An 11812-nucleotide genomic window follows, 5' to 3' on the forward strand; every position below is an offset into this window, starting at 1 on the left:
TTTAAATAATTAATTTGGGAGTAAAACCTCTTCGATGATATGAACCCAGCCATTGCTCACATTTACCGACTTTATAATTTTTGTGCCTCCAATGTAGATATCATCACCCTGGGTGGTAACATCAAGGTATTGGCCGTCTGCCATGTAAAGCTTTCTGTTTTTTTCTACGTTTTTTTGAAGTGTTTTTAAGGGGTAGTTGCTTGGAGCCACATGATGAACAAGAATACCAGCTAGGGCAGACTTATGTTCTGGCTTTAGCAAATCTTCAAGTGTTGCTTTATCTATTTTATTAAACGCAGCATTGGTGGGAGCAAATACTGTGAGTGGTCCTACATTTACCAGAGCGTTTTCTACCTCTGCCTCCTGTACAGCCTTTACCAGAGTGGTATGGTCTGGAGAAGTAAGTGCCAGTTTGAGAGCATTCATTTCATTACCGTCATCTTCCATAAAGGCTTGACCTTGTTTGGAAGTGGAGACCTCGTTGAGGTATGCCTTAGAGGTTTTATCTTCTGTATCGGCTTTACCTTTGGTATTACAGGCAAGCAAACATGCCATTGATAAAACAATTGCTGAACAATTCAGCATTTTTTTGAGGTCCATGAGCTTAGTATTATTGGTTATCGATTTGTCTAAAATATTCCAAGATCGCTCTGGCATCTTCTTCAGAGACATTTTGGTTGGCCATCACAGCCATGTTATTTTCTACCAACAGACGCTTAGCAATAGGGTCTTTTTTAATCATTTCTTCAGGATTCAAAATCATGTTCATAATCCATTCTGGAGATCTTCTCTTGGTAACTCCAGATATTGCTGGTCCTACGAATTTTTTGTCCATTTTATGGCAGGCTGTACATAAGTTGTTAAAGACCTCTTTTCCTCTACCAGCCATGGCTTCATCAATACCATCGCCAACCTCTACAGATGTGATAGGTCCTATGCCAATATTAGCCATATCATCTTCTGTGGAAGTTTTTTGAGTTGCTTTTGGGGTAGTCTCCTTTTTCCCTGTATTAGATGTATTGCTTATTTTGATTTGGTCTTTGTCTTTTTTTTCTTCGTTTCCTCCACATGCCATTGCAAAGCCGAGTAGAATAATGGCACTGATTTTAATTATTGATTTCATGATGTTGATTTTGATTACTCCCACAAAACTAAAAATGAAGGAACCATATTTATTATGACCAGAATCATAAAGACTAGCTCTTTTTTAAAACTTAAAGGTGTAAACAGCTGGTAATAAGGCAGATTTGAACTGATTTTTTTTGATCCTCGATAAGGAACTTATTCGTATAAAACTGATAAATGTCAATTTTTGAATGAATACATATAATACTACAGTATCTGATTTTTTTATCGTTTCCATTATCGATTTATACCAATCTAAATCGAAATATGATTCAACTGAAGGAGGAGTATAACAGTAAGAACTAATATAAAGTGTAAAATCTTTGATCTATTTGGAAGGAAAGCGAATAAACATCCGTGATTTAATTCATAATAGAAGAATAATTAATCCAAATGTAAACCTCTTCAACAGTAGGGGGGTTACTTCTAATTTTCATAAATACTTCCTAATGTTATGTAAGTCGCATCAAATAAAGTTATATCAAATTGAAATTAAGCTTTTATGTAGGACTAATAAAGATCGAAATTATAATGAAGATTTAGTTAGATTTGTGTAATAAATCAATAAAGTAGTAATCAATTAAAAAAATCGAATTCATCATTATGAAGAAAACCTTAAGTATTTTAAGTCTGGGATTATTGTTGGTCGCTTGTGATGCCACCAAATCCAAAATAAATGATTTAGCAGTCAACACCCCTATTAAAACCTCTTTGGACCTGACAGCTGTCGATAACGATAGGGTACCGGTAAGTATTGATCCAGGTCGTTTTACAAAAGATACAGTTACCTACAGATTGCCTAGAGTTATACAAGGCACCTATTCTGTAAGTGATTTTGGAAAGTATGTCGATGATTTCACGGCAATGGATTATGAAGGGAATACTTTAACGGCCACTAAAGAAGGAAACAATACGTGGACCATTGTAGGTGCTAAAAATCTAGATAAGATCACCTATTACGTCAATGATACCTATGATATTGAAACCAGTGGAGGAATAGGCGGGGAACAGCCATTTTCGCCAGCAGGAACCAATATAGAGCTAGATAACTATGTTCTGAATTTACATGGCTTTATCGGTTACTTCGATGAATTAAAAAGCAATCAGTATACCTTGGATGTTACCGCTCCTGTTGATTTCGACCGGACTTCTGCTTTACAAAGTACCGGAGAAACCACTAGTGAAGACGGCAATAGCCTAACGACTACTTATTTTGCTCCAAGGTATTTCGACATTACCGACAATCCGATGATGTATGGAGATCTAGATGTTGAAGAATTTATGGTAGGCGATATCAAAATCGTTTTGAGTTTGTTTTCACCAAATAAAACGCATACTGCAGAAAGCTTAAAAGAAACCGTCTATGAGATGATGGAGGCGCAGAAAGCCTACTTAGGTGAAATCAATACGACCTCACGCTATGATATTTATGTCTACCTATCTGAAGGTAAAGAAGATTCTCCAAAGGGATTTGGAGCCTTAGAACACCAAACTTCTACGGTTGCGGTCTTTAGCGAAAGCATGCCATTAGAAAGCCTCAAAGGAACGATGATTGATGTGATTGCACACGAGTTCTTCCACATTGTTACTCCACTTTCAGTTCATTCTGAAGATGTGCATTACTTTGATTACAATGACCCGACATTCTCTAAACACTTATGGATGTATGAAGGGGTAACTGAGTATTTTGCTCAGCATTTTCAGGTGTACAAAGACCTGGTAGAACCTCAGGAATTTTATAACACTGTCAACAGTAAAATCATGACATCGAAAAATCTTGATGACAGCATGAGCTTTACAAAAATGAGTGAAAATGTATTGGAAGAACCTTACGCTTCAAACTATTACAACGTTTATATGAAAGGGGCATTAATTGGGATGTGTGTTGATATCTTGATGAGAAAGGAAAGCAATGGCGAGCGTAGCATGCTGTCTTTAATGAAAGAATTATCCAGCAAATATGGAGTGGACCAACCTTTTGAAGACGATCAATTGATTTCTGAAATCACTAAAATGACCTATCCAAGTGTTGGGGAGTTTTTGACGACTCATGTTGAAGGGGAAACTCCGATCAACTACGATGAATTTTTTCAAATGGTAGGCCTAACCAAAGCAGAAAAAGAAGTAGAAACCAACTTTATTTTTTCTGGTGGACAAAACATCATTTTTGGTGCTGATCAAGAAAAAGGAGCAATCATCTTTAAGGAGAATGCGCTAAACAATTCCTTTTGGAAATCTCAAAACATACAAGCTGGGGATGTGATTAAAAAAGTGAATGACTCAGAATTGACGATGGCCAATGCACAGCAAACTGTCGGAATGATGTATAGCTGGCAAGTCGGACAAGACATCACTATGGAACTAGAGCGCGATGGAGAAGTCATAGTTATCGAGACGACACTGACCAAGCCTGTAGCCGTTTCAGAATCTATTGTAGAAGATGAAAATGCTACTGAAGAGCAGATTGCAGTTCGTAAGGCCTGGTTAAATCAGTAATACTGAATTTTAATTAAATTTAAGAGTAAAACGAAACCCGCAGCATTTATGCTGCGGGTTTTTGTTTATAGCTGTTTATACTAAAACCATTGTGTTTATTTAGCTTTAGCATTAAATTACAAAAAGAAATTAAGTGGTCCGAAAGAGTTTAAAGTCTAAAGTCATATACTTAAAACTTAAACTGTAAGGTGGCATAAAAACTACGCGGTAAGGCAGGAATTATACCCGGCCCCGGATAACCTGTTGCACGTTGAGTAAAATAGGCATTGTCCAGCATATTATTGACGCCGGTTTCTAGGGTCCACTTTCGGTAACGATAGGAAAAGGACAAATCAAAAACTCCATAGGCTGGTATGCTACCAATAATACCACTTTGATTGTCATTGACATCCTGAGGCGCATTGGTGGCGTCTGTAAATTGCTTAGACAAATAAGAATACTGGAAATCCATCAGGAAATTCTTGTAGCCTGCTCGTATTCCGGTTCTTAGGTTAAAGTTAGGTACAAAAGGAAGTTCATTGCCTTCTACACCTGGCTCTTCAGAATCGGTGAATTCAGATTGTGTTACAGCCAGGTTCACGTAAGTGTTCAGTCTAAGTTCGTTTTGTTCCTCAAAAAATGTCTCTTTTATGTTCCAGTCAACTAAACTCTCCAAACCATAAATGAGAGCATTACCGATATTACCTCTAAACCTGACGACACGCCCCGCCTCAACTTCCTCTCCAAAAGCATTGATTCGGGTACCTACTTTTTGAACTTCAGAAATGATATCATTATACCAGAGCCCAAAGACATTGGCATCGTAGGAAAGGATGTTTTTATAGCGTCCTCTATACCCCAGATCTGCTGTAAACCCGTCTTCATCTTTAATGTTGGGATCTACCTGAAAGGAAGGGTTTACAATTCTAATATCGTTAAACGTTACCGAGCGGTAGTTTCTAGATATGTTACCGTAAACTTCAGCGTATTTTTTAGGCTTATAACTTACTCCAACACCACCTAAGACAATCATACGCTCTCGTTCGCGCTGATCGACAAAGGTAGAATCCTGTAAGGCATTTCCCGCCAGGTCTCTGTTCACAGAACGAAAGGTGCCTTCTGCTTCAGTTTTGATATACTCCAGTCGAAAGCCAGGCGTTACTGAGAGCTTATCGTTGAGGTAAAAAATATTTTCTCCAAATAGAGCAACATTCAGATTAGGGAAATCAAAGTCAGATTGTCTCAGCTCTGTTGGAAGTTCTGAAACGGGATAATCTATAAAATTAAAATTGGCGTCAGCCTCTCGAGTTCCAGGGCCTTGTCGTTGTCCGTTTTTAGATTGATAGTATTTACTTCCCAGAAGTAAAGTAGAGTTGAAGTCTTCTCCTAACTTATATTCGGTCAGGTATCGGAATTCTGCCCCCCAGTTCACAAACTCTCCGCGTTCTAGATCTCGAGGTTCGTCGAGATTATCAACTTGAGATACCCTATCGGTTCGAAAGCCTATAGCTTCTCTGGACGAATTCATGCCCCATCCAATCAAACTGATTTTAGTTTTTTCAGAGAGTTGGTGATTGAATTTGGCTGTCAACAAATTCCAGTTGACTTTGAACCAGTTTCTAGTTCGGTTGCTGAAGGTGGGATCTTCATAAAACTGCACATCAGTCAATCCTCCAGCTTGCTGAGCCAGATAGCTCATGTGAGTGTATTCAAGACCTATTTTCGTGTCCTCATTAAATTGATAATTCAGGCTGGTAAAGGCATTAAAAGCTTCAAGGCTCATATTATCTCTAGGGGCCTGGTCAAGGTTGTTTTTATAATTGATGTAGGTATAATGACTAAACTTACCGTTAGTCCCACTAAAGCTATTAAAGGTTGAGTAGCCGCAGTTGCTGTCGAAGGATTGTCGGGTGACTACTTCAAAAGGCTGTTTTGATGGCGATTTAAGTTTAAAATTGATTAAACCTCCAAATTGGGTACCGTATTGTAAAGAAGCAGCCCCTCTTACGATTTGAATTTCCTCGAGAGCTTCAGCAGGCGGGGTGTAATAGCTTTCGGGATAACCTAGTACATCCGCACTGATGTCATAGCCGTTCTGCCTGGTATTGAAATTGGAGGTTCTGTTGGGATCCAGTCCTCGACCACCAATAGACAGCTGCAGTCCGCAGTTGGTGCTTTGGTAAATATTGAGCCCTGCGACCTGAGCGTAAATTTGGCGGGCATTAGAAGTTGAGGTGTTACCCACCATTTGACCTACGAGAACAACTTCGGTTTTCTTTCCGGCATTGATTTGGAGCTCTTCCACATCGTTAAGTCGTCTCAATTCAAACAGTTCTCTCTTTTTGGCCTGGACGACGACTTCTGAAAGATTAATAGACTGCTTAAGCTTAAACATTAAATCTAAATCAGCCTGTAAGTCGACCACCTTTTCGTCGTACGAATAATTATCGATAAGAAACACAAAGGTGCGTTGTCCAGCTTCTAAATCCTCGAATTTGAAATTCCCTGCCTCATCGCTCATTGCAGTTTTCCCGGAGGCGGTATCCCATACCTGAACGTTTGACATCGGTTTGTTGTTCTCTTGACTCACCACTTTACCAGATAATTCATATTGAGCCTGAAGGCTTAATGACAGTAGACTTAGCAGTGAAATTAAAATTAGTTTAAAACCCATAAATCGTTTCGTCAAATGGTAAAATCCATTCTTTGTGTTGCCAGGTATCTTCAAACTCAGTCAGATCGATGTCTGGATTGATGTATCTTTTACTTAATCTTCCATTAAGGGCGATAAAGCTGTTGACATAAATTTCAGGATCGTCGATACCTTTTTGTTTATAATAATCTTCTAAATAGTGCGCAAATTCCAGGATAAAATCAGGCTGAATGCGCATTTGCTTTTGTTGATATTCAGTTAGGAATTCGTAATTCTCTACATAAAACCATTTTCCATTTTCGGGATTGACTACTTTAAATTGTACATAACCTCCTTTCTCCATTAGCATAACCCTCCAAGAAAAACGATAGCCCTCCTCGGTCCAGAACAACTCATCTGGATAAAGCAAATGTCTGAATGGAAAAATCAGTTGAAAACTAAAAAACAGGATAAAGAAGCCTGCGATTAATTTGTTTTTAAGGGTAGGGATCCAATTCAAAATGGATACTTCCTGTTGAGGTTTTATCCTGAAGATTTTTCGTAAGAAACGGATGATTTTTTCATGAAAAGAAGCATCAAAGAAAATAAGCGTTGAACAGATCATAACGTATGGAAAAATACCAATCGGAAATAAAACCCTGGTCATGATATGAAAAACGACGACCAGAATAAAAGCTAAGAGTCGGGTTCGCTTGTAAAACAGTAAAAAAGGAATCGACAGGTCGTAAAGCATTCCACTCCAGCTCATCACGTAATGCATCCATTCCATTTGAAACAGGTCTCCCAGCACCGGTAGGTCGTAACGGGAAGGCAGCCAGATTTTGAGAGGCATAGCTTCTAGTAACCATTCTGAATTAATCTTAGCCAGCCCCGCGTAGAAATAAACGATACTCAACATGAACTGAATAGCAAAAATGCTATATCGCGGTATCATCGAAAAAGCAATGCGCTTATTCTTCTTGGCATCTATTGAAAAATAGGAATTAGCCGGTAAAAAAATCAGCAGTAAGCTGATGATACTTACGAAGTAATAATGATTGAGGTAATACGTCTTGTCAATAAGCTCACAGTAGGTAAAGCTCAAAAAAAACAGAATGGCAGATAATCGGTATTTATAACCCAGAGTAATTCCTAGCGCTGCAATAAAGGAAACCACATAAAGCAAGTAAGTGTATTCGCCCAATGACTCTACAAATTCAAAGCCATAATACTTAAAATTGAACTGGGGTTGTACGTAATATTTATCCACCCAGCCCTGTAAGACAAACCTCAAGGTGGTATAAAGCATTAAGCTCCCAAACAAAACCCTAAAAACCGCAAGAGGTGCGGCTTTTACAGGGGTCTTTAAATATGTAAGGATACTATTTATCAATACAAAAGTTGAATTTTACAACATTGATTTTTCAGGTTGCAAAGATAACCTTATTCAAGGTTTAATCTCCGTCTCCACTATCAAATTCTAAAGCTATACTCAGTGCAGAAAACATATCAGATTTTAGATAAACTACATTATCTTGAAGACTCTCGAAAGCCTGAAGCATACTTGTATTATCGGTATTGATTTGTTCAAAGAAATTTGAATTCAAGGCACTGATAAAAGACTCAGAGACTTCATATTGCTCATTGATTAGGGTTGATAAGTTTTCACCTTCTTTCATCGTGTTTAAGAAATCAAGGTAATCGGCAAAGCTCTCAGCAGAGCTGTCTACGTTAGCAGCAGTGCCATTAAAAAAGTCTTGATGTGCTCTTAAAGCCTCTAAACTTAAACGACCAGATAGGTCTTTGTTGTACAGAGCTTCCACAAGTCTTGGTTGTGGATCGCCTCCAGAATAAACACCTGCTGGAAATCCGATTTTTCCATTTCTCAATCTTACTTCATAATATTCCATAAACACATTGGCCATACGATTAGTCGAGCTATTAGCAGATGAACCAGAATTTTCTACAAAAACATCTCTGTAACTCGTTTCCCAGGCTTGCAGTACGTCACTGGACAAGCTGTTAATTCTGTTCACAACATCTTCAAGGTACTGTCTTCTGTTATCAGCGTTTGGAGCAGTCGTGTAGAGCTCCAAGATTTGAGCGTCGTTTTCTGCAGCTCCAAAAAGCAAATAATCTAAGGCTGGAAAACCCTGCTCGTCATTTAGGTTGGGATCCAGAAGGTTATAATTTGAGTTCTCTATAAAACTCTCAATATTAGTTGTGTTAGTTGGATAAGTGTTTAGAAAACTTCTCATCACCACATCTTGTGCTGGACCTATATTGAAAATTGCAACATTTTGCCAAGAAATATAAGCCTCCTCCCATTCTTCTCTCAAGCTTGTCAGATTCTCCATGCTCGGATCGTCTACAAAAGCATCAGAAGCCTCTTTAAGAGTATTGGTTTCATTAGAGAAATTTTCATAAGATGGAATGATAATATTGTCTGCCCAGTTAACGAGCATTAAACTTCTATCGAAGTTATTGGCATTACCATTGTCATCACCGTTGGAGTCATCGTCTGAGCAGGCGATAAAGGTACTGGAAATGACCAGTATGATGAATGGTAAAATAAGCTTATTAATTTTCATAGCATTAAATTTAAAATTTCAGCACTTGAGGTTACACCCAAGCGCTGAAAGGAATATTTACGGGTTGTTATTTTCGTAAAAGCTTTCGACTTCTGCGTCGCTAAAGCCATAGATGTTTTGAATGTAATCGACAGTTTCATCTAGATTTTGACTTAGACTAGTATCATTTAAAAACTCATAGCTTTCAGGATTTTGACCTTCAACAGCTTTTAATTTCTCAAGAATAAAATCGATTTCCTCATCTGTGATCTGAGTATTAGCTAAACGCTTGAAACCATGAGCAAACGCAACACCTTCAGCATAAGCATGCATAGCATTTCCCAAAGCTATATCTTTCTGTTCACCATCGGCTAATTGGAAAGCAGCATTTAACTGATCTTTAGCAGCATTGCAATAAAAGATTACGGTTGCGAAGTTTGACTTTTCCCAGTTCAATAAAAAGGCATCTAAAGCTTCATCGCGTTCAACCACAAATTGATCTCCTGCTTCCATCGCTGCCTTTGCAGTGATGAGGTTGGATTTGATATCGAAAAAGAATCCAGTTTCAGCCGTTAAATCAGAACGTCTTCTAGAATATTTTGCTGCAGCAGTGACTTCATTCACGTCGAAGTTTGGTTCTGTACCGTGAATCTCCACTAATCTGTCGATTGCATCGCTAGTGGTGAACCCTTCTTCCTCCATTTTGATGTTATCTACCACAAATGAAGCGTGATTATAAAGAGCTGCACCAAATGAACCTTTTTCGATCATCTGTTCTAATTCAAGACCATACTCATCTAAAAGTCTGGTTCCTAATAGTCCGCCTTCATTGCTTTCATCTGGTGTGTTACCTAATCCTGGATTGTTAAATCCATCGTTAGAATTGGCAGCATTCACGAGTTCTGGTAACCAACCTTCGATTAATGATCTGTAGTTAGATTGAGTCACAGAGGAAAGAGTAGATGGATATTCTATTGTAGAAATTCCAGCATTTGGAGCTGCTGCTTCAGCATCATTTGCCGCTGAAGCTAAACTTCCTACTTCATCGATAACCTGACCTTCTGTTTCTACATTGACTTCATAATTTGAAGTTTCATAAGAAGTTGGAACATCTAAAGTCTGGATGTCGTCCCCATCATCATCAGAACAAGAAATCATTCCTAGAGCGAAAATACCGCTCAACATGGCTAATCTTACATGTTTTAAATTTGTCATTTTAGTTTGATTTGTGATTATTTCTGCAAATATATAGAATGAATCTAGATAACAAAGCTTATCTAGACTAAATATGAATAAAGTTTATTAAATTTTAAGTATTATTTATTGATGCTTTTATTGCCAATGAAACCTTAACAATTTTAGGTTTAAGAGACTCTTTTGATAATCAAATATTTATACATCAAAAGTCAGCCAAGGTGGCAAGAGCGAGGTAAATCCAAATTCATTTATAAGATTTATAATATTCACAAATTATAACTCGCTACTTTCAAAATTTGTCTCTTGTTAATTCAATACTGATGAGCGTTATACAAACTAATCAGAATTATCTAGTGAATAAAGCATTGATAAGTAACATAAGTAGCTAAATTATCTAAGGGCTAATATTTATTTTTGTAAAAAATTGTTGATTATGGATGTTGAGATTCTCTCCCGGATTCAGTTTGCCTTTACCGTAGCCTTTCACTATATCTATCCGCCATTAAGTATTGGATTAGGACTTATTATGGTCGTTTTTGAAAGCATGTATTTGCGCACAAAAAAGAAAGAATACGAGGTACTAGCTAAATTTTGGACCAAAATTTTTGCGATTACTTTTGGAATAGGTGTGGTGACCGGTATTGTGATGGAGTTTGAATTTGGAACCAATTGGGCGACATACTCGCGTTATGTTGGTGATATTTTTGGAAGCGCCCTCGCTGCCGAAGGTATTTTTGCCTTTGCGCTCGAAAGTAGTGCGTTGGGAGTTTTACTCTTCGGATGGAACCGTGTAAAGCCTTGGGTTCACCTTGTTGCCACCTGGGGAGTATTCCTGGGTTCTATGTTTTCAGCGGTATGGATTGTGGTGGCCAATTCCTGGCAGCAAACCCCAGCAGGTTATCATATCGTGGGCGAAGGTATGCAGGCCAGAGCTGAAATTGTCGATTTCTGGGCTATGGTTTTTAATCCCTCTTCAGTAGATCGACTTACTCACGTTTGGCTTGGAGCTTTCTTAGCCGGAACTTTTTTGATTTTAAGTGTTCATGCTTACTATATATTGAAAGGACGCTATGTGGTTCTTTCCAAAAAAGCTTTTAAAATCACCTTAGTTGTGGCGGCCATTTGTTCACTCGCTCAATTATTTACCGGACATAGTTCTGCAGAAGGGGTGTCTGAAAATCAACCGGCTAAGCTGGCTGCTATGGAGGGCCACTTTGAAGCAGAAGCACCAGCCGACTTATACTTACTTGGCTGGGTGGATAAAGAAAATAAAGAAACGACAGGGCTCAAAATTCCAGGGGGCTTATCTTTTATGTTAGATCAGGATTTTGAAACACCAGTCACCGGTCTTAACGCTTTTCCAGTTGAAGATCAGCCTTCTCAGGTGAATGCTGTGTTTCAATTGTATCACCTAATGGTAGCCATCGGAATGTTTCTCATCGCCCTGAGTTTATTCGCGCTTTGGCAATGGAAACGAGGTAAGCTGTTCGAAAAGAAATGGCTGATGTGGACCTTTGTCTTCACCGCTTTACTGCCGCAGTTGGCCAATCAGTTTGGTTGGTTTACGGCCGAACTCGGACGGCAGCCTTGGGTAGTATACGGGCTTTTAAGAACTTCAGACGCCCTGTCTAAAAGTGTACAGGCTAATCAGGTCTTGTTTTCTCTAATCCTGTTTTTCATCGTGTATTTTGTGTTGTTTTTGCTTTTCATATATCTGATGAACAAAAAAATACAAAGTGGTCCGTCGAGCGATATCGATTTTGATCAGGGTAGTTTAAATAAAGAAATTGCAGACGTAGTCTCAAAATAATAA

8 protein-coding genes are annotated in these 11812 nt (G+C 38.4%); 2 read left to right on the forward strand and 6 right to left on the reverse strand.

Going from position 1 to position 11812, the window contains the following annotated elements; genetic code table 11:
* Positions 1-9 precede the first annotated feature (9 nt).
* Positions 10-600 carry a fasciclin domain-containing protein gene (locus F598_RS0111005; RefSeq protein ID WP_019039111.1) on the reverse strand — a complete coding sequence of 197 codons (591 nt, stop codon included), beginning with the start codon at positions 598-600 and terminating at the stop codon, positions 10-12.
* A gap of 10 nt (positions 601-610) precedes the next feature.
* Entirely contained in the window at positions 611-1123 is a 513-nt protein-coding gene (locus F598_RS0111010; RefSeq protein ID WP_019039112.1) for a c-type cytochrome, read from the reverse strand.
* Positions 1124-1728: 605 nt separating this feature from the next.
* On the opposite strand from F598_RS0111010, the gene F598_RS0111015 reads away from it, so the two are divergent.
* Entirely contained in the window at positions 1729-3621 is a 1893-nt protein-coding gene (locus F598_RS0111015; protein ID WP_019039113.1) for a M61 family metallopeptidase, read from the forward strand.
* Positions 3622-3790: 169 nt separating this feature from the next.
* Here F598_RS0111015 and F598_RS0111020 read toward each other — a convergent pair whose 3' ends face one another.
* From F598_RS0111020 to F598_RS0111035, 4 genes are all read right to left on the reverse strand, one after another.
* Positions 3791-6274: a TonB-dependent receptor domain-containing protein gene (locus tag F598_RS0111020; RefSeq protein WP_019039114.1), complete on the reverse strand. Its 2484-nt coding sequence runs from the start codon at positions 6272-6274 to the stop codon at positions 3791-3793.
* Positions 6264-7625 (reverse strand): HTTM domain-containing protein, encoded by a 1362-nt coding sequence (locus tag F598_RS0111025; protein ID WP_026302665.1) that lies wholly within the window; start codon positions 7623-7625, stop codon positions 6264-6266. Before F598_RS0111025 ends, F598_RS0111020 begins: the two co-directional genes overlap by 11 nt.
* A gap of 61 nt (positions 7626-7686) precedes the next feature.
* The gene (locus F598_RS0111030) at positions 7687-8823 is read right to left on the reverse strand and encodes an imelysin family protein (protein ID WP_019039116.1); all 1137 of its coding nucleotides are present in this window, start codon (positions 8821-8823) and stop codon (positions 7687-7689) included.
* Positions 8824-8880: 57 nt separating this feature from the next.
* Positions 8881-10017 (reverse strand): hypothetical protein, encoded by a 1137-nt coding sequence (locus F598_RS0111035; RefSeq protein ID WP_019039117.1) that lies wholly within the window; start codon positions 10015-10017, stop codon positions 8881-8883.
* 415 nt (positions 10018-10432) lie between these two features.
* On the opposite strand from F598_RS0111035, the gene F598_RS0111040 reads away from it, so the two are divergent.
* Complete coding sequence (locus F598_RS0111040; protein ID WP_019039118.1) at positions 10433-11809, forward strand: cytochrome ubiquinol oxidase subunit I; 1377 nt, start codon at positions 10433-10435, stop codon at positions 11807-11809.
* Positions 11810-11812: the final 3 nt, after the last annotated feature.

The sequence above is a fragment of the Psychroflexus tropicus DSM 15496 genome (genome assembly GCF_000378765.1).
GTDB lineage: Bacteria > Bacteroidota > Bacteroidia > Flavobacteriales > Flavobacteriaceae > Psychroflexus > Psychroflexus tropicus.

What these genes read in the sequence shown, in the direction of transcription:
- F598_RS0111020 (WP_019039114.1), bottom strand. Translation starts at nt 6,274, where the DNA reads ATGGGTTTTAAACTAATTTTAATTTCACTGCTAAGTCTACTGTCATTA.
- F598_RS0111030 (WP_019039116.1), bottom strand. Translation starts at nt 8,823, where the DNA reads ATGAAAATTAATAAGCTTATTTTACCATTCATCATACTGGTCATTTCC.
- F598_RS0111035 (WP_019039117.1), bottom strand. Translation starts at nt 10,017, where the DNA reads ATGACAAATTTAAAACATGTAAGATTAGCCATGTTGAGCGGTATTTTC.
- F598_RS0111040 (WP_019039118.1), top strand. Translation starts at nt 10,433, where the DNA reads ATGGATGTTGAGATTCTCTCCCGGATTCAGTTTGCCTTTACCGTAGCC.
- F598_RS0111010 (WP_019039112.1), bottom strand. Translation starts at nt 1,123, where the DNA reads ATGAAATCAATAATTAAAATCAGTGCCATTATTCTACTCGGCTTTGCA.
- F598_RS0111015 (WP_019039113.1), top strand. Translation starts at nt 1,729, where the DNA reads ATGAAGAAAACCTTAAGTATTTTAAGTCTGGGATTATTGTTGGTCGCT.
- F598_RS0111005 (WP_019039111.1), bottom strand. Translation starts at nt 600, where the DNA reads ATGGACCTCAAAAAAATGCTGAATTGTTCAGCAATTGTTTTATCAATG.